Genomic DNA, 22,949 nt, shown 5'->3' on the forward strand with positions numbered 1-22,949 from the left:
CTTTACAGAATCGAACGGACCTGAAAAATGAACTCTAGGACTGTTCTTTTCGCGGATTCATCGCTAAATTTACCGTAACAACTTTATAGGAACAATGAACACCCTTTATTGGAAATACGAAGAGGGAGATTCTTTTCATGCCTGATACTATTACCGAAGACAAATCAAACAAAATCGCCGACAACGACAAACTAACACCTCTCTTTAATGAGGAGATTTATGTACGTGCTGATGCTGGAACGGTTCCCGTTTCCAAATTCAAAATCTTTGACGATGTCATTGATGCATATAAGGCAGAAAATCGTTTAGCAGAAGCTAAACAAAAAATTGAAGACCATTTCAAAGAACATCCTGAGTCTATCTCCGCCAAATATATGTTAATGATTATTTCTTTCATGGAAGATTCCATGGGAGATGCTAATTTGGTGAAGAGCATTTTGGATTCTTTCAAAGCTCACGCAAAATGGACTATCATCGAATACATTACTGATTCTATTTTACGATTTGGCGATCATAGACTTGCACTTCGTGTGAAAGCGGAAGCACTCGACAAACTCAAGAAAAACAAAGAACTGAAAGTGGTTCTTGAAAAACTTGCCAAACAAGATCGTAAAAACCCAGAGATTGCAAAGAAGTATGGTTTTTCCATTATGGAAGAGGACAAACCAAAAGCGATCTCCTATCTCAAACTTGCTGTTGAGATGTATGCAAAAAATAAAGAATACGTTCAGATGGAGGAAATTTGGCCTACCATCGTTCAAAACAATTACGAGGATGTTTCTTTCTTTGATAAAATTGAACGTATCCTTCTTGGCCAAAGAGAAAAAACTCGTCTCGTTGGTCTTCTTTACCCAATCGTTGAACCTTTTAAGGCAATGGAAGATTGGGATCATGTCATCTACTTCTTAAAAAAGATTTTAGAACATGAACCTGCTTCTCAAAAAGCAAGAAACGAACTTATCCGCGCTTACAAACAAAAATACACAGCGCACTCACTCCTCGAAGACTTCCTCAAGATGAGTGAACTTGGTAACAACCGCAAACCGGTAAAACTTTGTATCACAAATTTCGAAAGAAATATCGTATTTGATACTGGTAACTATGTTATGCATAGGAACTGGGGTGTAGGTAAAATTACATCCATCTCCCAAACAGGAGATTCTATTTTTGTTGATTTTGAAGAAAAGAAAGATCACAAACTTTCCATCCAAATGGCTATCACTTCTTTAAAACCTTTAAAGAAGGATCATATCTGGGTGCAACATTACGAAGACAAACAAGCCATCAACACAATGTTTGCCGAGAACTTACCTGAGTTTTTAAAACAACTTCTGACATCATACGACAATCGAATGATCATTGGTGATATGAAGAACGAACTTATCGGAACCTTCTTAAAAGCTGACGAATGGTCTAAATGGTGGGCGAAGGTGAAGTCGGTTCTAAAAAAAGAAGCGAACATCGGTATGAATCCTAAGAAAAAGGATGAAGTGGTTTACCATGAAAAACCGATCACTCATGCTGAAACTCTCACTCAGAAATTCCAAGCAACAACTGATACGAACAAAAAATTAGAAATTGCAATGGAAGCGGTGAGAGATGCAGATGAAGCCGCTGAAGCTGGTGATTTTTTTATCTCTCATTACGGTGAAGAAGAATCAGCAAAGGATTCCGTTCGTAGACTTTCGGCTTATTTGTATTTGGAAGAGGCAAGCAAAGCTTGGCCGACTGAAGAGTTCTCTCATAAAATTCGTGAGCAGGAATTAACGGCACTTATCCAATCATTCTCGAAAGACGAAGCTTTGAAAATTTCCAAAGCATTGGAAAACACAGATATCAAAAAGGGATTTAAAGATCTCATTCGGTCTTACCATCCAGAAGCAATCAATATCCTGATTGGGCTTTTGTTTGAAGTTCCGGTAAAGGTAAATCGTTCCGTTTTTCAAAACTTAGTAGCGGATGAAAAGTTTGCAGAACTCAATTTATTTGTAGAAACTGTTTCTAACAAATCGAAAGAAAACCCAGAAGTTTTTCTTTGGGTGGCAAAGTCTATCTTATCTCATACTTGGAAGTTTGATTGGTTGAAAGTCAGCGAAGAAGATTTAGTTCTTCGTGTGTTCCGTATCCTAAAGCCCCTTGCGAAGATTGAAGACAAAGGAACTAAACTTAAAAACCAAGCGATGGACATTCTTTTTGGAAAGGACAATAGCCTTCTTCGGGATATCCTAACCAACGCAGACGATGAGTATGTTCGTAAACTCTTTGCTCTATTTAAAGAAGTTCCGTATGTAACTGATTTAGAAAAAGACCAATTGTATGCCCTCATCAACGAACTCAAACCAAACATTGTTTGGGACGAATACGATTCAGAAGAAGACGCTGATGATGATCCTTTAGCAAACCTTCCTAGTGATGTGGTTCTAGTAACTCGCCGTGCTTTTAATTCCAAAAAACAAGAGTTTGAACACCTTGTGAACGTAGAGATGGCTGAGAACTCTCGTGATATCGGAGAGGCCCAAGAGAAAGGGGACTTACGAGAAAACGCAGAATACAAAGCTGCTATGGAAAAACAATCTCAGTTACAAGCAGCAATCAAACGTTTGGAAGCAGAGCTGAAAAGTGCAAGGATCCTTGACTTAAGTGATGTTAAAACAGAGAAAGTGGGAATCGGAACGACAGTACGTTTGAAAAACAAACAAACTGGTGAAGTTGTGACTTACTCTATTCTTGGTGCTTGGGATGCGGATACAGAAAAGAATATCATTTCTTACCAATCTCCACTTGCGAAATCCCTTCTTGGAAAACACACAGGAAACGAAGCTACCCTAGTTTTCGGATCTACAGAAACTGTTTACGAAGTTTTGGATATTGCTCGTTATTCCATGACAGGGCAAGAGGCCTGAAGTTCCTCTGCCCAACCGCGAGTAGATATTAAATCGACAAACGGTTCGGAAACATTTCCGGCAAAGTCAAAGGCCTTAGCTTCCAAAAGAAGGTAAGGCCTTTCTTTTTGTAGGCTTTTCGGAATCAATACCCGAATTGCACGTCTATCGGGATCGTATTCATAGGGATATGTTTGTCCGTCAATTGTCAGTTCTACACTGGTTCGAAATCCACTCCCCGTATCACCAATAACATAAAATCTTTCTTCAAAACAATGGTTCCTGACTTCTGGAAGTTCAATGTAACGAGCAAGGGAAGTCATTGGAAAAATTGTAGGTGGAGTTTCATCCGATAACACCATCACAAACCCTAGTTTGGTGAGTTTAAAACTAAAACCATTTGGTTTTCTTTTTTGAGTGATGGATTGAAATTTCCCAATGGAAGTATCATAAAAATATAGAGATTCTTTTGTGGACGTCGTATAACTTAAGTTCCATTCACCCATTCCTTCGCCTTTCCAACTCATTTTTTTTGTATCCAATTGGTAAATTTTACCTTTGAGTGGAAGACCTGTTGGAATTTTAAAAGGGATATCTTTTTCGTTTATCTCAGTAATGAGTAAACTTCCTTCACCAGAAACTTCAGCTTTAGATAAATCAACACTCACTTTGCCATCAGCAGAATTGAATTTATTTCCATTCTTCTGCTTTTTTGCGAACCGAGAACTATCAGTTTCATTTTTATCGTGAATGACTGTAAAAAATACAGAGGATTTGTTTCCTGTGGCGTCGCGGAGAGAAACTTCTAACGGTAATTTTTCCTTTGGTTTGTATCCATCTAAATCTAAGGAATACCCTTCTTCTTTAAAGTTTTTAGACTGCTCATATATATGGTAGAAATAAACCGGTGGTGACAAAGAAGATCTGTTGATGTCGTAGAACTGGTGTTTTTTGGAACCATCTTCAAATGCTAAAAAGTCAAAGTTGCGACTGAAGACGGGCTCCCCATTTACAGCCAAATCCATACCATAAACATTGTTTTTGTTTCTAGAACGAATGAAATCATAACCACTCAAACGGATGCGAAATTTTCCTGTGAGAGAAATTGTTTCAAAAACTTCTCCCGTATCCGTAAAAAGTTCATACCGACCTTTTGCTTTTTCTTTGGCTGTAAGAAGAATCGGACTTTCTAAATGATCTCCTTCTAAATACAGAGAAAGGATTGTGGGAGGTGTTGTATCTTTTTGGTGGATTTCTGGAAAGTAGAGTGGATTGATGATCCCTTTTTCCGATCGAAACTCGAGATGGAGATGAGAAATACCTGATCCCGATTCTCCTGTTTTACCAAGTGCAGTTCCTTTTTTTGCAGAAAATAATCCTGGAGTGAGTTTTAGCTGAAATCCACTCGGATCCCCCATAAGTAAAATGGCTCTTCTGAGGAGTTCTAAATCATACAAACTTCCACCAAAGGAATGTAAGTGGGCGTATTTTGATTTCAATTTGTATTTGGGATTGTAAAGATTGAGGGAAAGTCCATACCCTGTTTTAGAATAACTGATTTCTTCAATATACCCATCAAACGTAGCTAAGATGCTATGACCATTGAGACCATAAGATTTAAAGTCAGAACCCAAATGTAAGTTGTGGTTTCGAATTTCGGCAAAGGTTCCGGAAACAGGAGAATAGTAGGGAAGGGGAAAACCTACCTCATTTGCGGGGATATCGGGAATTTTAGACTCGGCGATTAGTGCTGCCGGTAAAAAACAAAGCAGGAGTAGAAAACTACGAAGAAGAGAGATCTCCATGGGAGAATCAGAATCCTCCCACTTCCTTTGTCATGTCTTTCCCGAAACTGAGAGAATTTCCCATCATTTCGATTCCCTTGACAAACTAGACTTGGGACCTAAGATGACAGGGAACATTTCCGTATGAAACAAGGCATCGTTTTCTTCCTCATTTTCGCCTTTTCTGGTTGTGCCTTTTTATCCAAGGAACCGGGCAGACCTCCTAAAATAGATGGGGTTCCGATTCCCGATTCCAAACGGCTGATCTACATCCAGAACGTAAGAAACAATACCTATTCTCCCGGTATGCACACTCGTCTTACCCAGATGATTATGGAAGAAATTGACAGACGTGGAAGGTTTATCACAACGAGAGAAAAAACTCTCGCGAAATACCGGTTGTATTCGGAGATTGTTCACTACCAACAAGTCGGGGATCTTATGGATCTTGCGGATAGACAAATTACCTCGGAATTATTTGTGGTCACCCGCGTGGAAATCATTGAAGCGGAGACGGGAAACAAAATTCCTATGGAACGCAGTGAAATTCCTGGACGAGTTCATTTTTCTACTCAAATTGGATTTCGGGAATCAGAATTGGAAGCGCAGAACCGCCTACTTAGGGTGATGGCACTTCGAATAGCAGAAGAAGCGGAAAGAGCATGGTATTATTCTCTTTCTGGAACATTGAATTAAGTTGAATCATCAGGAGATAAACCTTGCAAAACGATCCTATTTCCAGCGACGACACAAAAAAAGAGATGCTCGCATTTGAAGAGTATCTAAAAGAAAAAGGACTGAAAATTACCAATCAACGTTTGTTAGTTGCACAAAAGATTTTTTCTTCACATAACCATTTTACCGCAGAAGGTCTTTTGGATGAATTAAAGGACAATAAGGATCGTATCTCTAAAGCAACTATCTACAGAATCCTTGCGATTATGGTAGAGGCTGGATTATTAGAAGAACATGATTTTGGTAAAGATTATAAATACTACGAACATATCATTGGCCACGAACATCATGACCATATCATTTGTATGCAATGTGGTCGCATCGTTGAGTTTGTTGATGAACGGATTGAAGAACTACAAAACAAAGCGGCTTCTGAAAATGGTTTTACCATCACTGGGCATAGTTTGAATATTTTTGGTAATTGTTTGAATTTTGCAAATTGTGAACACAAAATCAAAAAATAGTGTCTTCTATTTTTAAAGAAAGTTCAAAAGACCCCGGCTCTTATGCAAGAACCGGAACTCTCCACCTAAATGGAATCCAAATCGAAACACCCATCTTTATGCCGGTGGGAACACGTGGAAGTATCAAGTCTCTTTCTTCCTCGGATATTGATGAACTGGGTTATCATCTAATTCTTGCCAATACCTACCACCTATATCTAAAACCTGGAAAGGAAGTCTTAGATCATTTTCATGGTCTAAAAAATTTCATGTCTTATAAAAGGGCCTTACTCACAGATTCCGGTGGGTTCCAGGTTTTTAGCCTCGCTAGTCTTTTTAAATTTGAAGAAGATGGAGTTCGGTTCCAATCCCATATTGATGGGAGCCATCATAAGTTCACACCTGCCTCTGTCATTGATATGCAACGTTCGATTGGTTCCGATATTATGATGGTCCTTGATGATTGTGCACCTTATGGGAGTGATCTGAGACGATTGGAGTTGGCTCTGGACAGAACGCACCGATGGGCCAAAGAATCTTATGAATATTGGATGGAAAGACCCAATGGTCAGAATGTTTTCCCCATAGTTCAGGGGGGAGTCAATGAATCCCTTAGAAAACGAAGTTTAGATACATTACAAAATATAAATTTTCCCGGAATTGCCATTGGAGGCTTAAGTGTGGGGGAACCCCGGCCAGAATACATTCGTATTTTAGAATGTATGGCACCTTATTTTGACCAGGCGCGACCTCGTTATCTTATGGGTGTGGGAACCGTTGTTGATATCCTGGAAGGAGTTAAGAATGGTGTGGACATGTTTGACTGTGTGTTGCCAACAAGGAACGCTAGAAATGGCCAAGTGTTCACTTCTTTTGGCAAACTCAACTTAAGAAATGAAAGCCATCGATTGGCTGATGGACCTATTGACCCGGAATGTGGGTGTAAGGTATGCACAACATATAGTCTTGGCTACATTCGCCACTTACATAAGGTAAAGGAGCTGACTGCATTCTCGCTCTCAACGTATCATAACTTATATTTTATGCAGAGCTTCATGGAAAAGATGCGAAAGTCCATAAAAATAGGCAATTTTCAGGGTTTTTATGACCATTGGAAAAATTTGTTTGGTAGCTAAAATTATTAGGTTGACGTATCTCTTTTTTTTGAATGCAATTGTACCGTCATTTCTACATTGATTGTAGCTTCATTGAGGAGTCTCTAGACACACATGGAAATCACCAGAAGGGAAAAAGATAAAATCGTAGTCCTCGATATTAACGGGGAAATCGACCTTTATAACGCGCCTGAGATCAAGGATGTAATTGCCAAATTGATCGAAGAACAAAAGTATTGCATCGTCATCAATCTCGAGAAGGTATCCTACATCGACTCTTCCGGAATTGGAGCATTAATTTCAAGTTTGTCCAACTTGAAGAAATACCAAGGTGGGCTTAAAATCATCAACGTAGCCGGTTCCGTTCGTAAGGTATTTGAACTGACTAAGTTGACTTCATTTTTTGAAATTTTCGACAGCGAAGACGAAGCCGTCACAGCTTTCAAGTAAACAGGGAAGCGTATTTGCGCTTCTCTCTTACAAAATCCCCCGAAGAAAAATTAAGGAGTTTGTTATGTTAAGAAAGGAAAAGACAGCCGTCTTTCTCTCTGGATTGGTATTGTTTTCCATTGGATTTGTTAATTGTGCCCAAGAAATGCCGGTGAAAGAACTATTACTTGCAAAAACACAAGTTGAAAGAGCCGAAAGACTTTCTGCTGAGGAATATGCTCCAGAAGAATATTCAGAAGCAAAAAAAAGCCTCATCTCTGCTAACGAATTTGCATCACAAGAAAATGCATCTGATTCTAAAAAGAGTGCAGATTATGCCATTTCTAAAGCTTACGATGCTTTGGAAAAAACTCTACCGAAACTTGCTGCAAAGTCTCGTGAAGAAGCAGTGACTGCAATTGATGCTGCGGACGAAGCGTACGCTTCAGAATATACTCCAGAAGAATTTAAAAATGCAGTGACTGCACGTGATGCCGGTGAAACTAAATTGGCTCAGGCAGATGCAAGTCTTGCTTCTTACTTACGTGAAGACAAAGACGAAACAGCAAAAGAATTAAAACGCACTGTTGCCCTACAAGAATACGAAGACGCTCACAATCATTTTTTAGAAGCTACTAAGTTTAGTGAATCGGCAAAAAAAGTAGCCCTAGACCGTTCTGGTTCGATTCGCCAATCGGCAGATGAAGTGGATGCAGTATTAGAAAAAGCTTATACATATTCTAAAGGTGGAAATCCAGCCATCGATGAGGAAAAAGCTCGTGTGGCTTCTGCTCGCGAAGACATTGCTGCTGGTCGTTTGAAGACTGCTGATGAGAAAATTAAAACTGCTCGATTAGCATCTGCATCATTGTTACAAGGTTCTATAAAGGATCACGCTAAAAATCGCAATGGTCAAGCACGCGAGGTTGTGGAAGATGCAAATGCTCGTTTTGGTGAGTTGAATGCAGAGAACTACCTTAAGTCCAATGCAAAGGAATCCTACGCAAGCACACAAGAAAATTTAGGTGCTTCCAATGAATCCCTTCAAGCATCCGGAAACCTTTTGGAACAAGAAAAATATGATGATTCAATCGCACAGTCGGAAGAAGCCATTCGTTTGGCTGAAATTTCTATTGACCAAGTAGAAACTTTAAAAGGAAAAACGACTGTTGCTAAAAAAGATCGTACGGCAGTAGAGCCTCAAGCTGATACCAAAACTTCCACTACAACAGAAACAAACGGAGATAAAGCTGCGTCTGCTCAGGTAGAGGAACTTTCTGGTGGTTGGAAAAGATATACTGTTGAGAAATCAAATCCGGCAGATTGCCTTTGGAGAATTGCGGATAGAGAAGACATTTATAACGACGCAAAACTTTGGCCAAGAATTTTTGAAGCCAATCGTAAGTCGATTCGTAACAAAAATCTGATTTATCCAAAACAAAGATTGAATATCCCTCCTAAAACAGGGAAAATCGGAAGTGCCCCTAAACAGTAAACAATGTTTAGGTGATCTGAAAAAAAGCTGTCGTAAGGACAGCTTTTTTTTTGTCTAAAGAATAGGATCATATGATAAGAGGATATACAACACCTGTTACGGAAATTTCGGAAAAAGACTTTGACTCACTGGTAACTCTTGCCCTCGAAGAAGATTTACCGGCAGGCGATATTACAACAGACACTCTTTTTGAATCCGATGAAATTTGTAAGGCAGACCTTCTTGCAAAAGAAGAGGGTGTTTTGTGTGGACTTGCTGTTTTGCCTTGCCTCATACGAAAAACAAATGCCAATGTAATTTGGAAACCCATTCTTAGTGATGGTGCTCCTCTTTCTCGGGGAACTATCATCGGTTCCTTGGAAGGATCTCTGATTTCTGTTCTGAAAATGGAAAGGGTTCTCTTGAATTTTATTCAATACCTATCTGGGATTGCAACAAACGCAAATAAGGTGGTAAGGGAGTTTCCAAACCTTCTGATCTTAGATACAAGAAAAACATTACCCGGTTATAGAAAGTTAGCTAAATACGCAGTTTATACGGGAGGTGGTGCAAACCACAGGTTAAATTTGTCCGAAATGGCAATGCTGAAAGACAACCATGTAGCAAAAGTCGGATCTATCCAGTCAGCTGTGCAAATTGTTCGAAATGCTAACCCAGGGAAAAAAATAGAACTAGAAATTGATGGTCTCTCTCAATTGGATGAAGCTATGCAGTCAAATCCTGATATCATTTTGTTAGATAATTTTTCTGATTTAGACACCGAACAAGCAATTCAAAAAATCAAAACAAATTCTCCACAAATTCGTATTGAATGTTCTGGAGGGATCACTCCTGAAAAGTTAAAGTTTCTTTCTCGTTTCCAAGACATTGGTGTGAGTATGGGTTACTTAACTCATACGGTTAAGTTTTTAGATATAAGTTTGGATATCAAATAATGGGCTTGTATCAGGACATAAAAGACAAACAGGAGTTATTTGACGCTGTTCAAAAAAGGTTGGGTCCCGAAAAAGCTAGTTTTATAGAAAAAGCATATAATATAGCGGACAAAATGCACGAAGGACAAAAACGTTTGTCTGGAGAGCCATATATCATTCATCCTATGAATGTTGCCTCTGTTTTGGATGAACTGGGTCTAGATGAAAGGGCTATTGCTGCAGGGCTTTTGCACGATGTCGTAGAAGATACAAGTTATAACAAAGAGGATATGACTCGTGAATTTGGGGAAGACATTGCGGCCCTCGTAGAGGGTGTAACAAAAATTTCCGAAATCAAATCACAGTCCAAAGAAACAGAAGCAGCTGAAAACATTCGAAAGATGTTACTTGCGACCATCAAAGATGTTCGGGTTATGTTGATTAAATTAGCGGATAAAACCCATAATGTCCGCACCTTGAAGTTCCAACCGGAAGAAAAACAAAAACGAATTGCAAAAGAAGTATTATCGTTATACGCCCCCATTGCGGGAAGGTTGGGTGTTTATAAAGTTAAATTTGAATTAGAAGATTTGGCTTTTCAATCTCTACATCCAGAAGAATACCAAGAAATCAAAAAACGTGTATCAGCAAAAAAGTCCGAACGTGATGAATACATCGAAAAAATAAAAATCATACTCAAACAAAGATTGGCAGAGATTAGTATTGATGCTCGGATCGACGGTAGGGCAAAACATTTTTATTCCATCTATCGTAAGATGGTCACTAAGGAAAAATCCTTTTCAGAAATTTTCGATCTTCGTGCTGTTCGGATTATCACCAATGAAATCAAAGATTGTTATGGTGTACTTGGGATTGTACATACCCTTTGGACACCGATTCCTGGCAGATTTAAAGACTATATAGCCACTCCTAAAACAAACTTATACCAATCATTACATACAACTGTATTCGGACCTGATGGACGTCCGATGGAAGTGCAGATTCGAACCAAAGATATGAATGCCATTGCCGAAAATGGTGTGGCAGCACACTGGGCTTATAAAGAATCCACCAACCTTACTAAAACTTCAGTTATTTTGCAGAATGGTGTAGAAAACGCATTTCGAATGAAATGGTTGGAAATCTTGAAATCCTGGCAAGATCCAAGTTTAGATTCGAAAGAATTTATGGAAGAACTTCAGTATGATCTCCATGAAGATGAAGTTTTTGTTTTCACCCCGAAGGGTGAGATCATCGAAATGCCAAAAGGTGCCACGGTTCTTGATTATGCTTTTCGGATTCATACAGACGTAGGCCTTCATGCTCGGGGTGGAAAGGTCAATGGGCGGATGGTTACACTGCGTACGGAACTCAAATCTGGGGATCAAGTTGAGATCATCACCGAAAAAAATTCCAAACCATCTCCGATTTGGCTACGAATTGTAAAAACATCAGGCGCAAGACAAAAGTTACGTGCTTATTTTAGGAAATTACAGGAAGACTCACAAAAAGAATCGATTGGTTCTGTATTGGAAACTTCATCACAGGTTATTGATGAAAATACCATTAAAGAAATTAAAAAAGTAAAAATCAAAAAACCTAACAAGGCACATCCTCACCAAGAAGAATCCAAAGAATTCGGAATCTCTGTTGCCGGTTGGAATGATGTTCCAGTGAGAGTAGCATCTTGTTGTACTCCCATTCCTGGAGATGAAATCATCGGTTTTATCACAAGAGGAAGGGGTGTGAGTGTTCATAAAAAAGATTGTACCACTGCAACCAAACAACTTGAGTGGATGAAAACCATTCCTGTTCGTTGGGAAGGGCCAGGGGAACCTATCCCGATTCAAATTGAAGTGCGTGCTAAGGATGTACAAGGGATTTATTTATCTATGGTGGAATCCATTTCTAGCACCGAAACGAATATCCTGGAGGCAGGTGCTTCTTCTCACCCTAATGGAACGCTTACCGCCAAATTTATGTTAGAAGTTGATCATTTGGATCAATTAAAGGAAATTTTGGAAAATTTAAGAATGATTCAGGGAGTGGTTTTTGCTGAGAGGGTTAAAAAATAAACCATTGCACTTGGTTGGGTTTTAATCTAAAGTATATTCCTTGTTCAGACTTCGTTTGTGGATAGTGATCACCAGTTATCAGATCTGTTAAACTTACCTGGAACTGGATTTTTTCTTGGAAGGGAATCCAACCAGACACTTCGAAAGTTTGTTCATTCCATAGAATGATCTCTGTTTGATTTTCACTTTGGATCGATTTGATAAAAACAGAGTTGCCATTAAATTCTTTATAATCCGGCCACAAAACGAAACTATCATGTTTTCTTGCTGCAATTGTAGCAAATGCTCGTGAATAAAATTCTTTTATCGTTACATCACCATCTTCTTCATCTGTTTGGATCATTTGGACAGGAATTTTTTTGTTAAGTCCTAATTCTTGTCCTGCATGAAATAATAAAGTGCATTCAGATGTTGCAAGAAGGGCAAAATAACTTTTTGATTTTTCACCAAATTGTTGTTTTGCCCTTTGTTCGTCATGATTTTCTAAAAATTGAATTTTTTTTGGACTATATTTTTTTCTTAAGTTTTCGGAAACAAAGTCAAAATTTTGACTTTTGAAAGCATCATACAGAGACTTATCGTAACTAGCATCAAATCCCAAACTTAGAAGTTCTTCTTCCAACCCCCAATAAACTTCTGCGTAAAATTTAAAATTTGGGAATTCTTCTTTTATTGATTTGATGACTCGACTCCAATCATAATTAGATTTTCTCTTGTGAGTTTTTTCGAAGACATTCGGAAGAAGTAACATTGCCATGTCACAACGAACACCATCAGATTGTTTTGCGATGTTTTTTAAGATTTCAATATGTTTGACTTCAACATTCGGATTTGCAAAATCCCATTGGATGGTATCGGTCCAGCCATCAAAGTAAGGATCTCTTCCATGGACATACTCATTTCCATTCGGATGTAAAAATGCGTTTTTTGAAGAGACCGATTCATCTGCGATTAAAAACAAATCGGGATTGGCCTCAATTAAAGGAGAATCAATGGCCATATGATTCGGTACAAAGTCGAGGATTAGCTTTTTTCCGAGATCTTGGATCATATGGTGAATCTTTGTTAAATCTTTCTCTCTTACAACAAGTGGGTCAGGTGAATAAGCAAAAATCGAATAAGGAGATCCGTAAATATCCTCTGAATGTATTGGATGTTTAACGGTTTGGTAACTTCTTTGGAGTTCTGGCATTGTTCGCGCAATGGATTGGGATTTGGGGCTATTTTTCCAGACTCCCATCAGCCAAATTTCATCGGCCCATTGGAAGGTTGGGGATTTTTTTAGGTTAGGGATCAGAGATTCCAATGGTTCCTTCATTTTTGCACAAAAAAGCCTTGAGCCTATCTCGTACAAATGGATTTGATGGAAGGGATGTTTCATAACAAAGTTCAATTACTCAAGTATAGTTCCTCCTGGCGCAAGATAGTTTTGGTTGGTTTGACAGGACTTTTGTCAATGGCTTTCTTCCAGAATTGTTCTGAAGAAGATACGAAAGAATCCATATCCAAGGTAAATGATATTCCTTGGCAGGGAGATGTGGCTTCGATTCCAAATGCTCTTCGTTTGAAAAATCCTGTAGCTGACCCAAAAGCCAAAAAAGGTGGGAAGATCAGAATTTATTCTCACCAGTTTCCAAAGTCTTTAAATTATTATTTGGATCAGTTTACAACCACAGCTCGTATTTTTACCAGTTTATATGAACCTCTTACCGGTTATCACCCACTTACCTTGGAAACCATTCCTCATTTAGCAAGAGACTGGAAAATTTCTCCAGATAAGAGAAAGTTCACTTTTTACTTGGATCCAAACGCTCGTTGGTCGGATGACAAACCTGTTACAGCAGATGATGTTATTTTTACCTATGATACAATCATGAATCCAAAAAACGGAACTGCGGTGTTCCGAGTTTCTTTGTCTCGTTTTTTAAAACCTGTGAAATTAGATAACTTAACGGTTGTCTTTGAAGCAAAAGAAGTACATTGGAATAACTTTAATGATATTGCTTCTTCCATTTTCATTCTGCCGAAACACCATTTTGAAGGAAAAGATTTCAATAAAGAAAATATGGAATTTCCTGTTGTTTCAGGCCCATATAAAATTACAGAAGTAAAAAAGAATCGTTATATCAAGTTGGAAAGAAGAGGAGACTGGTGGCAAAGGGCATATCCTTTTAATGCGGGCCGTAACAATTTTGATCAAATTGTTTATAAAGTTTATAACGAAGAAGCTGTAGCTCTCCAAGCTTTTAAAAAGGGAGACATCGACATTTATCCTGTATATTCGGCCTTTGTTTGGATTGAAGAAGCGAAGGGTGAACCTTTTGATAAAAATTGGATTGCCAAACAAAGAATTTTTAATCTAAAACCTATTGGATTTCAAGGTTGGGCGATGAACTCTAGGCGTTCCATATTTTCTGATAAACGAGTGAGAGAAGCAATGAACTTACTTGTGGATCGAAAACTGATGATCGATAAACTTGCATATGGTGAATATGATCCAACAAACAGTTACTATCCTGATTTTTATTTAGGTGGTGAAAAAAATCCAAACCAACCTACAGAATTCAATATTGAAAAAGCAAGGAAGTTACTTGCGGAAGCCGGTTGGAAACCAAATGCAGAAGGAGTTTTGGAAAAGGATGGAAAACCGTTTCAATTCTCTATCTTAGATCGTGATAAAAAAACAGAAAAGTATTTCACTGTTTTTTTAGAGAAAGCGAAAGAAGTAGGAATCAGAGCATCGATTGATACTTTAGATTTGGCTGCTTGGAGCGAACGAGTGGATAAATATGATTTTGATATGACTTGGGCTGCTTGGGGATCAGGTGTATTTAAAGATCCAGAATCACAATGGCTTTCTAAATATGCAAACGAAGAAGGACAACCAAATTTACCTGGATTCAAACAGAGTGAAGTAGACAAACTCATTGAAAAACAAAAAACGGAATTTTCTGTTTCTAAAAGAAATGAAATTTTGAAACAAATTGATCGAATTGTTTATAAAGAATATCCTTATGTTTTGTTATGGCACTTGCCTAGCACTCGTCTTCTTTATTGGCAAAAATATGGAGTGCCGAGTTTACCTCTTGGTAAATATGGAGATGAAAGTTTTTCTTCTGACTACTGGTGGTATGATGAAGAAAAAGATAAAATGTTGTCCGATGCTTTATCTAAAAAGGAAAAATTCACCGATTACGAAGCTATTGTTCGTTGGAAGTAGAATTTAGAAGTGCAAGAGAAAAAAGGTCCGATCAAGGGGATTCGAGATAAGATCAGCCAACTCTGGAACCAATATCCAAGCTGGGGAAAAATTCCTCAGTTTTTGGAGTTACTGGAGAAGGGGCTCGACAAAGAGCTGTTTGTTGATCCTGATAAAAAAGAAATCCCAATCCCACTTGAAGACCTTCCTGTTGATGAAGTTTTAAGAAAATCTGGTTTCTTCCGTAATCTCTACGAAAAACTTTTCCCTGTTTCCCATGTATTTCGAATCACCTATAGATATGAACGTGAATTTTTAGACAACTTTATGCCATTGTCTAAAGACGGATATATTGGCAGAGGTTCATATAAGTTTGTTTACAAACTCCCTTGGAACCAAGTTGTCAAAATTGGAAAGTCAAAATTACCTTCCGATGCGATTTTTGGAACCCTTTTTAAAGAAGTAGGGCGCGATCTAACACGATTTTTAAAACCAGAAGAAATCGAATTACGTGATTATTTAAAAGCCCAAACATCCAGAGATTCAAAAAAAGACGAAATTGATTTTAAATTCAAACGTTTGGGTTTGGAAAGATTACATTATTGGAAATTAAAATCTTTAATTCCCGATTTGGTTGTTCCTACGCGCTTTTTTATGGGTATGCGAGTGAGGAAAAATCCGTTTGGGATTCCTAACGTAACACTCACTCCTTGTGACCAACAACCACTACTTGCAGGGAAACATTTAAAAGAATTTACGATACGAAATGAAAAATTGGATCAAAATCCAATCTTGGATAAACTATTCCCAAAATGGAAATTGAATTTTGATTCTCATCGGTTTGGAGTGATCTCTAAATCTAAACTAAAAAAAATTGCCGTTGATTTCAATCGTGTGATTCAAGTTACCAAATTTTTGGCAGAAGAAGAAAAATTGATCTTTGATATACATGCCGAAAATATCATTATTACGCTTCCCGATTTTGAATTGAAAATATTCGATTATCATGTGTTTGATGACTATTTGTATGAACCCTCAGAAGAAAATCCTACACCTGAGATGGACCATATCCAAATCATTGAAGAGTTTATCAAATCATTTGAATTGGATTGATATATGTTGTTTCTAAAAAAAAATCTTTTGTCCTTTTATATTCTTTCTGCCTTCTTTTTCCTCTTTGGGTTTTACCAAGCCTATACATGGAAATGGATCTGCGATGATGCTTATATTAGTTTTATTTATGCTAGAAATTTTTATGAAGGTTTAGGTCTTGTTTTCCATTGGGGAGAGCGAGTAGAGGGTTATACCAATTTTTTATGGACCATTCTCCTTTCTTTAGGATTTGCCAGTCACATTAAGCCACAAACTCTCTCCATCGGTCTTGGACTTTTCTTTTATCTATCTACTCTGTTTGTTTTTTTTCGGGAAGAAAATCGAATCTCTCTTGGGAAAGTGTATCCTCTTCTGGTTGTACACTTAAGTTTGTTCTATCATCTTTACATTTTTGCTACTTCTGGACTCGAAACCTCTCTATTTACTTTTTTAATCAGTTTCGGTTTATTGTTATGGGAAAAAGAAAGTGACTTACTTTTTCCCATTTTATTTCTTTCCGCTCTAGTACGTCCGGAAGGGGCTCTCTTTTTGTTTGTGGCTTCCCTGGATTGGATCTTCCGTCGAAAGTACTGGCAACCCATTCTCATTGGCTTTCTCTTCGTATCGTTTTTGGGGTTCCGTTACTTATACTATCAGGACATACTACCCAATACTTTTTATGCCAAGGGAAATAAAGGTGCTTACTTTTTACAGGGATTCTATTACTTTCTCTACTTAATTAAGTCATATCCGCTTTATCTTTTGGTATTGTTTATTGCGGGAATTCAAATTTATAAATCCATTCGTTATCGAAAGGAACTTCGGTTTCTTATCTCTTCTGTATTAATATACATTTTGTATGTTTTGTATGTGGGTGGAGATTTTATGGGAAATCGATTTTGGATTCCTATTTTACCTTATTTATCTTACCTTGCGTTTTTGAAAATCCATGAGTGGGATATGAATTCTCAGGTTCATTCCAACGAGTCTAATTTTTTTTCTAAGCTTTATACCAAAAACCGACTTCTTATTTCCTTTTTCTTTATTTTGTCTTCGGCAGTATATACCGATCCTTTGAAGTTGAAAGGTTCGCGAATTCCCGATTGGCATGGAATTGTCGAGGAACGGATGTTTTATGAAGATCACCTGGTTCGAACGAATGGTTATGATGAGGATGCTCTTGCCAACTTTCGAGTCGCTTTTTTTGGAGCTCAGGCACATTTTATTTATTATTTAAGACCATCTTTTGCCTTTGAAGCGGAGTCAGGTCTTACAGATCGGGAATTTGCAAAAAAGAAAATTGTTAACCGTGGAAGGATTGGGCATGAGAGTGAACTAGAAAAGAAAGATTTGTTAGAACGTAACATAGAGATCCTTCTCGACAATCGCCTTCATGGGACAACTTTACCATACATTCAATACACTTGGCGAACCGTTCCCGTTCGTTTTTATGTTTTGTCATATGATCCTAAAAAATTTGGAAAACTTTGTGTTAGGACAGATTGGAGTTGCGCCGATTTATTCCAAACCTTTCAAACAAATCATTGGGATTTTAATCAAACAAAATCTTTTGGAAACAATTAATGGATTTTTTACGTGTTATATCTACAAATTTTGGGAAAATTAAATATGGGACAGCCGCTAAACAGGAATTGGGTAGTTCGTCGGCTGAGTTTCCATTCTATCCAAATACTCCTGAAGGATGGATGGAATATACAAATCGTTGGATCTTTAGGGAATGGAAAAATGCATTCATTCAAGTTGCATCGTTAAATCAAGTTCACGGAAATACCATTCATTCCGTTTCCTCGTTCCCTAAAACAAAGATTGAGGACCTAATCCTCGAAGGTGATGGTTTGTATACAGAATTACCAAATACCGCACTCGTAGTTCGCACAGCTGACTGTGTACCTGTATTTGTTTTTTCCAACAAACAGCCGTTTGTTGCTGTGGTTCATTCAGGTTGGAAAGGAACTAATCTTGGAATTACGGAAAGGTTATTAGATGAGGTTCTCCGTTCGGGTTACAAACTAGAGGAACTTCAGATGGAACTAGGACCTTATATTCAAAGTGACGATTATGAAGTGGGGGAAGATGTTGCCACTCATTTTCTTCCTTTGGGGGATAGTGTTTGCCGGCCAAAAACCAACGGGAAGTTTTTATTGGATGTGGGAGTTGCGATTGAAATGCGTGTCAGGGAGCGATTTGGAACTTCGGTTGCGATCAAAAACTCTCACACGAATGTTTTCCAGAGCCCTCTGTACTTTAGCCATAGAGCCAAAGAAGAGGGCCGAAATTTAAACTTTATACTTTGGGAATCTTAAGTAAGGTTTCTTTGATTTTTTCGAGGATCTTTTCTCGTTTGATTGGTTTTACGATGTAGTCCATTGCCCCATTTTCGAGAAGGGCTTTGATCACCGAAGGGGTATTTTCTTCGGAGATAAAAAGAACCCTTGGAAGTACTCCCATTTCTTTCATATCCCAGAAAGCAGCATACCCATCGACCTCAGGAAGGAAAATTTCAACAGTAACAAGGTCAATCTGTTGGCGATTGTCTTTGTACATTTGTAAAAGTTCTTTTCCCGTTTCGGCAATTCCTATGATTTTGAAACCTTCCGATTCCAAAATCTGTTGGAGTTGTTTGGATTGAAATTTGGAATTCTCAGCAATGAGAATTTGATAAGGTCTGCCTGTCGGTCCGATGCCTGCTTGCATGATGTTCTCCGTAGTTTATCCAAGTGCCTTTTCGATTTCAACACCAATTTCTTTCGTACCGAGGACAGTTGTGCCTTCTTCGGCGATGTCTCTTGTGCGAAATCCCTTCTTTAGAACGGTTCTGATTGCATTTTCGATGGCCACTGCCTCTGTTTCCAATCCGAAAGAGTAACGGAGCATAAGGGCTCCTGATAAGATTTGTGCGATGGGGTTTGCGATTCCTTTCCCAGCAATGTCTGGGGCAGACCCGCCAGATGGTTCATAAAGTCCAAATCCGGATTCAGAGAGGGAAGCGGATGGTAACATTCCAATGGATCCTGTAATGATGGATGCTTCATCCGAAAGAATATCACCGAACATATTTTCGCAAAGCATCACATCAAATTGTTTTGGTTTTACGATGAGTTGCATCGCTGCATTGTCTACGTAAAGGTGTTCTAAAACACAATCAGAGTATTCAGCTTTATGAAGGGCAACTACCACCTCTCTCCACAACACGGATGTTGTTAAAACATTTGCCTTATCAATGCTAGTTACTTTTTTATTTCGTTTTCTTGCTGCATCAAAGGCTGTACGTGCGATGCGTTCAATCTCACGACGAGAATACCGCATGGTGTCAAAAGCAAATTCTTCTGGCCCACTTCCTTCTCTACCTTTTGGTTTTCCAAAGTAAATTCCTGAAGTTAATTCTCTGAGGATTAAAATATCGAGTCCATCTCCGATGATGTCTCCACGGATGGGACTTGCTTTTTTGAGTTCAGGGTAGATGATTGCAGGTCTAAGGTTCGCAAATAAATCAAAATGTTTGCGTAGTGGTAATAAAGCTCCACGTTCTGGTTGTCTCTCTGGAGGAAGTGTTTCCCATTTAGGCCCACCCACAGATCCAAAAAAGATAGCACTTGCTGATTCACAAAGTTTCAGGGTTTCATCAGGAAGAGGAAATCCTGTAGCATCAATGGCTGCACCACCAACTAATGCATGTTCAAAGGTAAATTCAGAAGATTTATTTCCTAATGTTTTTTTGACCACTGATAGGGCCACATCCATTACTTCTGGCCCGATTCCATCTCCGGCGAGTACTGCTACTTTTTTCATTTCATATCCTTTAATACTGATTCTAAAATATCCAATCCTTCTGTTGCTTTTTCGATGCTTAAGATGAGTGGAGGTATAATTCTAATGACATTCCCTGCTGTGCTATTCACAACAAGGCCTCGTTTCAGACATTCTTCGACAACAGGTCTTGATTCGGAATACAATTCCACACCAATGTGTAAACCACGTCCTCGCACTTGTTTGATTTTTCCTGTTGATTCCATCATGGATTTTAACCTTGCAAACATTTGCTCCGAGATAGTTGCAACATGATCTAACAGGTTACGTGATAAAATGATTTTGAATGTTTCGTATGCTGCCACACAAGCTAAATGGTTTCCACCAAATGTGGATCCATGCATCCCTCGTTCTAAAACTGTTTCATATTCTTTCGCAACAACTAGAGCACCAATAGGAAATCCTGAACCAAGTGCTTTTGCAAGGGTGAAAGCATCAGGATACATTCCGTAATGTTCAAAACAAAACATCTTTCCTGTTCTTCCCATTCCCGTTTGAATCTCATCGAAAACAAGAAGAGAGTTTGTTTCTTCTGTGAGTTTACGCGCTAAGTTTACGAACGATTGGGTGAGTGGTACGACACCACCTTCCCCCATGATAAGTTCCATAATGATTCCGGCAATGGAATCACCGTACTGTTCGAAAGCTTGAATGAGAGAATCTTCGTTATTGGCTTCGACAAAGTAAACATCTGAGGCAAGTTCACCAAATCCAGAACGAACCGATTCATTCCCAGTCATAGTCATCGCAGAAAGTGTTCTTCCGTGAAAACTGGAGTGGAGGGCAAGAATGACCGGTTTATCGATATTTTTTTTCACTCCATGTCTACGCATAAGTTTGAAAGCTGCTTCGTTGGCTTCGGTTCCCGAATTACATAAAAATACTTTTCCAGGAATACTATTTTCGATTATGACTTCCGCAAGTTTTGCTTGTTCTTCCGAGTAGTAGAGATTGGAGGAATGAAGGATTTTGTCCATTTGGTTTCGCATGGCTTCAATGAGATCCGCTTCCCCGTGACCCAAGTTGGATACAGCAATCCCTGCTAAAAAATCAATATAACCTTTGTTATCTTGGTCAAAAATCATCTCACCAACTCCGTATTCAAAAGCAACGGGGTAGCGATTGTATGTGTTTAGTAAATATTTATCAGAAAGTTTTTTGATTTCTTCAAATTTGGTTTTGGTTTCGTTACTCATTTTAGTCCTGCAAGTTGTAAAAATTCTGTTTCTGCCAGGGAAATTTCTTTCCCGAGAGATTCCCAAAGGTTTGGAATCTCCGATTGTTTTTTTGGTTTTTTGAGGGAAGCAAAGCTGGAATAAACTTTTACCTTAGGTTCTGTACCTGAAGGGCGAATGGTGAGTTTTGCATTTCCTTCTAGTTCCACTTGAATGACATTGGATTTTGGCATGCCTTTGAACACTGTCGCTTTGGCTTTTCCATCTGCTTTTTGTGTTTCATAATCCAGCACTCCCACAACCTTTCGCCCACCAATGGATTTCCCAATTAAGTTCTCTGCTCTCAGTGATTCGATTGCTTTTTTAATTTTGTCTTGTCCTGAACTTCCTTCGAGAGTCAAAGAATATAAACTTTCACGATAAAGACCATATTTCAAATAGATGGCTTCTAAATAAGAAAGTAGATCACCTTTTTCGGCGAGTATCTCTACAAAAAGTAAGGCACTCGAAAGAGAATCTTTGTCGCGGACGAAGGATACGGGTAAATATCCATAAGACTCCTCACCACCAAACAAAAATACATGATTCTTCTTTGATTCAATTTGTTTCATCTCTTCTGCGATGAATTTAAAACCTGTAAGAACATTTTTGATTTTGATTCCGTTTTTTTTCGCAATTGCTTCCTGTAAATCAGTGGTTACAATGGTTTTTACCAAATGATAAGTTTTGGTTTTAGATTTTTTTCTTTCCGATAGGTAAGCTGCCATGATAGAACCAATTTGGTTTCCATTTAGGTATTCATACTCACCATCTAAACGGCGAACTCCTACACCAAGTCTATCAGCATCGGGGTCTGTTGCAATGAAGGTAGCAGCTTTTTTCTTTTTGGCATAAAACTCACATAAGGCGAGGGCTTCTTTTTCTTCTGGGTTAGGGTATTTGACAGTTGGAAATTCACCATCTGGTTTTTTTTGTTCAGGAACAAGAAATACAGACTTATAACCAAAGAAATTTAACATTTCTTTCATATAATCACCGCCAGTTCCATGTAACGGTGAGTAAACGATTCCTAACTCAGCCCTAGATTTTGGTTTTACGGAAGATAGAATCCCTGCTTGTTTTAATTCCTTTAAATAAGTTTTGAAAACGATTGGTCCAACAGGTTTTACGAATTTTTTGTAATCTTTGTCGGTTTTATTTACGAGAGGGATGGTAGACCAATCGTTAATTTCACTAATTCTTTTGATGATGAGAGAATCATCTGGGGGAACAAGTTGCCCCCCATCCTCAAGATAAGCTTTGAATCCATTGTATTCCGGTGGATTGTGTGATGCAGTGATCACAATCCCACCACTCGCTTTGTAATAACGGATGGCATAAGAGAGAAGAGGAGTCGGTGTTACCTTAGGAAAAATATATACTTTAACTCCAAGTTTGGCGGCAATGCCAGCGGAGAGTTCTGCAAATTCTTTAGAGAGTCTTCTTGAATCATAAGCAATGACAATAGACGCATTTTTTCTGGTATCTCTTAAATAACTGATGAAACCAAGCGCGGCACGACCTACAGTGTAGAGGTTCATTTTGCCGATCCCGTTTCCTATCTTACCCCGAATCCCGCCAGTTCCAAAGCTGAGAGGAGAGGCATAGGCATCAACGAGTTCCGAACTGATCCCAGCTTTCCAATCTTCGTAAGCCTTTTTGGCTTCATTCTGGATTTCCGATGAAAAAGGTGATTTCGTCCAAGATAGGATATTGTCTTCTGGTTTCAACATAGCTTACATAC

The 22,949-nt window shown here is 38.5% G+C and carries 18 protein-coding genes; 12 read left to right on the forward strand and 6 right to left on the reverse strand.

The window, feature by feature from the left end; genetic code table 11:
- Window positions 1-137: 137 nt before the first annotated feature.
- Window positions 138-2,903: a transcription elongation factor GreA gene (greA, locus tag EHQ49_RS09095; RefSeq protein WP_135578614.1), complete on the forward strand. Its 2,766-nt coding sequence runs from the start codon at window positions 138-140 to the stop codon at window positions 2,901-2,903.
- Here the strand turns inward: greA and EHQ49_RS09100 are convergent.
- Entirely contained in the window at window positions 2,876-4,687 is a 1,812-nt protein-coding gene (locus EHQ49_RS09100) for a M23 family peptidase (RefSeq protein WP_135578616.1), read from the reverse strand. The genes greA and EHQ49_RS09100 overlap by 28 nt on opposite strands.
- A gap of 123 nt (window positions 4,688-4,810) precedes the next feature.
- Here EHQ49_RS09100 and EHQ49_RS09105 point away from each other — a divergent pair, with 123 nt between their 5' ends.
- The 7 genes from EHQ49_RS09105 to EHQ49_RS09135 all read left to right on the forward strand — a co-directional run bounded on the left by EHQ49_RS09105 (window position 4,811) and on the right by EHQ49_RS09135 (window position 11,872).
- A complete protein-coding gene (locus EHQ49_RS09105) occupies window positions 4,811-5,362 on the forward strand; it encodes an LPS assembly lipoprotein LptE (protein ID WP_135578618.1) in 552 nt (183 codons plus the stop codon).
- A 65-nt stretch (window positions 5,363-5,427) separates the two neighbouring features.
- On the forward strand, window positions 5,428-5,865 hold the full coding sequence (locus tag EHQ49_RS09110) for a Fur family transcriptional regulator (protein WP_232374076.1): 438 nt from the start codon (window positions 5,428-5,430) through the stop codon (window positions 5,863-5,865).
- The gene (gene tgt / locus EHQ49_RS09115; RefSeq protein ID WP_135578622.1) at window positions 5,865-6,980 is read left to right on the forward strand and encodes a tRNA guanosine(34) transglycosylase Tgt; all 1,116 of its coding nucleotides are present in this window, start codon (window positions 5,865-5,867) and stop codon (window positions 6,978-6,980) included. The genes EHQ49_RS09110 and tgt overlap by 1 nt, the downstream gene beginning before the upstream one ends.
- A gap of 93 nt (window positions 6,981-7,073) precedes the next feature.
- Complete coding sequence (locus EHQ49_RS09120) at window positions 7,074-7,409, forward strand: STAS domain-containing protein (protein WP_002975418.1); 336 nt, start codon at window positions 7,074-7,076, stop codon at window positions 7,407-7,409.
- Between the two features lie 64 nt (window positions 7,410-7,473).
- Window positions 7,474-8,883 carry a lipoprotein LipL71 gene (locus EHQ49_RS09125; protein WP_135578625.1) on the forward strand — a complete coding sequence of 470 codons (1,410 nt, stop codon included), beginning with the start codon at window positions 7,474-7,476 and terminating at the stop codon, window positions 8,881-8,883.
- Between the two features lie 71 nt (window positions 8,884-8,954).
- On the forward strand, window positions 8,955-9,818 hold the full coding sequence (nadC, locus tag EHQ49_RS09130) for a carboxylating nicotinate-nucleotide diphosphorylase (protein WP_135578627.1): 864 nt from the start codon (window positions 8,955-8,957) through the stop codon (window positions 9,816-9,818).
- Complete coding sequence (locus EHQ49_RS09135; RefSeq protein WP_135578629.1) at window positions 9,818-11,872, forward strand: RelA/SpoT family protein; 2,055 nt, start codon at window positions 9,818-9,820, stop codon at window positions 11,870-11,872. The genes nadC and EHQ49_RS09135 overlap by 1 nt, the downstream gene beginning before the upstream one ends.
- Here EHQ49_RS09135 and EHQ49_RS09140 read toward each other — a convergent pair.
- Complete coding sequence (locus tag EHQ49_RS09140) at window positions 11,862-13,178, reverse strand: alpha-amylase family protein (protein WP_341867073.1); 1,317 nt, start codon at window positions 13,176-13,178, stop codon at window positions 11,862-11,864. The two genes, EHQ49_RS09135 and EHQ49_RS09140, sit on opposite strands and share 11 nt — an antisense overlap.
- Before the next feature lie 66 nt (window positions 13,179-13,244).
- Here EHQ49_RS09140 and EHQ49_RS09145 point away from each other — a divergent pair, with 66 nt between their 5' ends.
- The 4 genes from EHQ49_RS09145 to EHQ49_RS09160 are packed head-to-tail and all read left to right on the forward strand — an operon-like array spanning window position 13,245 to window position 18,487.
- Entirely contained in the window at window positions 13,245-15,092 is a 1,848-nt protein-coding gene (locus tag EHQ49_RS09145; protein ID WP_425269844.1) for an extracellular solute-binding protein, read from the forward strand.
- Window positions 15,093-15,122: 30 nt separating this feature from the next.
- Window positions 15,123-16,184, forward strand: a complete 1,062-nt coding sequence (locus EHQ49_RS09150) for a hypothetical protein (RefSeq protein WP_244241427.1) — start codon at window positions 15,123-15,125, stop codon at window positions 16,182-16,184.
- Between the two features lie 3 nt (window positions 16,185-16,187).
- Entirely contained in the window at window positions 16,188-17,747 is a 1,560-nt protein-coding gene (locus tag EHQ49_RS09155) for a hypothetical protein (RefSeq protein WP_135578636.1), read from the forward strand.
- Complete coding sequence (locus EHQ49_RS09160) at window positions 17,747-18,487, forward strand: purine nucleoside phosphorylase YfiH/LACC1 family protein (protein ID WP_135578638.1); 741 nt, start codon at window positions 17,747-17,749, stop codon at window positions 18,485-18,487. The genes EHQ49_RS09155 and EHQ49_RS09160 overlap by 1 nt, the downstream gene beginning before the upstream one ends.
- On the opposite strand, the gene EHQ49_RS09165 is transcribed toward EHQ49_RS09160, so the two are convergent.
- From EHQ49_RS09165 to EHQ49_RS09180, 4 genes are read right to left on the reverse strand one after another with little or no spacing between them, the layout of a single operon-like run.
- Window positions 18,468-18,878: a response regulator gene (locus EHQ49_RS09165; protein ID WP_135578640.1), complete on the reverse strand. Its 411-nt coding sequence runs from the start codon at window positions 18,876-18,878 to the stop codon at window positions 18,468-18,470. The two genes, EHQ49_RS09160 and EHQ49_RS09165, sit on opposite strands and share 20 nt — an antisense overlap.
- A 15-nt stretch (window positions 18,879-18,893) precedes the next feature.
- A complete protein-coding gene (gene leuB / locus EHQ49_RS09170) occupies window positions 18,894-19,973 on the reverse strand; it encodes a 3-isopropylmalate dehydrogenase (RefSeq protein WP_135578642.1) in 1,080 nt (359 codons plus the stop codon).
- Window positions 19,970-21,187, reverse strand: a complete 1,218-nt coding sequence (locus EHQ49_RS09175) for an aspartate aminotransferase family protein (protein WP_135578645.1) — start codon at window positions 21,185-21,187, stop codon at window positions 19,970-19,972. The genes leuB and EHQ49_RS09175 overlap by 4 nt, the downstream gene beginning before the upstream one ends.
- Window positions 21,184-22,938 carry a phospho-sugar mutase gene (locus tag EHQ49_RS09180; protein WP_135578647.1) on the reverse strand — a complete coding sequence of 585 codons (1,755 nt, stop codon included), beginning with the start codon at window positions 22,936-22,938 and terminating at the stop codon, window positions 21,184-21,186. Before EHQ49_RS09180 ends, EHQ49_RS09175 begins: the two co-directional genes overlap by 4 nt.
- Between the last annotated feature and the right edge of the window lie 11 nt (window positions 22,939-22,949).

Source organism: Leptospira perdikensis, assembly GCF_004769575.1.
GTDB classification, from domain to species: domain Bacteria; phylum Spirochaetota; class Leptospiria; order Leptospirales; family Leptospiraceae; genus Leptospira_A; species Leptospira_A perdikensis.

Bases quoted from the DNA above. Each gene is read 5' to 3' on its own strand.
- EHQ49_RS09160 (WP_135578638.1), top strand. From the start codon at position 17,747: ATGGATTTTTTACGTGTTATATCTACAAATTTTGGGAAAATTAAATAT.
- leuB (WP_135578642.1), bottom strand. From the start codon at position 19,973: ATGAAAAAAGTAGCAGTACTCGCCGGAGATGGAATCGGGCCAGAAGTA.
- EHQ49_RS09110 (WP_232374076.1), top strand. From the start codon at position 5,428: ATGCTCGCATTTGAAGAGTATCTAAAAGAAAAAGGACTGAAAATTACC.
- EHQ49_RS09180 (WP_135578647.1), bottom strand. From the start codon at position 22,938: ATGTTGAAACCAGAAGACAATATCCTATCTTGGACGAAATCACCTTTT.
- EHQ49_RS09100 (WP_135578616.1), bottom strand. From the start codon at position 4,687: ATGGAGATCTCTCTTCTTCGTAGTTTTCTACTCCTGCTTTGTTTTTTA.
- EHQ49_RS09155 (WP_135578636.1), top strand. From the start codon at position 16,188: ATGTTGTTTCTAAAAAAAAATCTTTTGTCCTTTTATATTCTTTCTGCC.
- greA (WP_135578614.1), top strand. From the start codon at position 138: ATGCCTGATACTATTACCGAAGACAAATCAAACAAAATCGCCGACAAC.
- EHQ49_RS09145 (WP_425269844.1), top strand. From the start codon at position 13,245: ATGTTTCATAACAAAGTTCAATTACTCAAGTATAGTTCCTCCTGGCGC.
- nadC (WP_135578627.1), top strand. From the start codon at position 8,955: ATGATAAGAGGATATACAACACCTGTTACGGAAATTTCGGAAAAAGAC.
- EHQ49_RS09105 (WP_135578618.1), top strand. From the start codon at position 4,811: ATGAAACAAGGCATCGTTTTCTTCCTCATTTTCGCCTTTTCTGGTTGT.
- EHQ49_RS09120 (WP_002975418.1), top strand. From the start codon at position 7,074: ATGGAAATCACCAGAAGGGAAAAAGATAAAATCGTAGTCCTCGATATT.
- EHQ49_RS09135 (WP_135578629.1), top strand. From the start codon at position 9,818: ATGGGCTTGTATCAGGACATAAAAGACAAACAGGAGTTATTTGACGCT.
- EHQ49_RS09165 (WP_135578640.1), bottom strand. From the start codon at position 18,878: ATGCAAGCAGGCATCGGACCGACAGGCAGACCTTATCAAATTCTCATT.
- EHQ49_RS09125 (WP_135578625.1), top strand. From the start codon at position 7,474: ATGTTAAGAAAGGAAAAGACAGCCGTCTTTCTCTCTGGATTGGTATTG.
- EHQ49_RS09175 (WP_135578645.1), bottom strand. From the start codon at position 21,187: ATGAGTAACGAAACCAAAACCAAATTTGAAGAAATCAAAAAACTTTCT.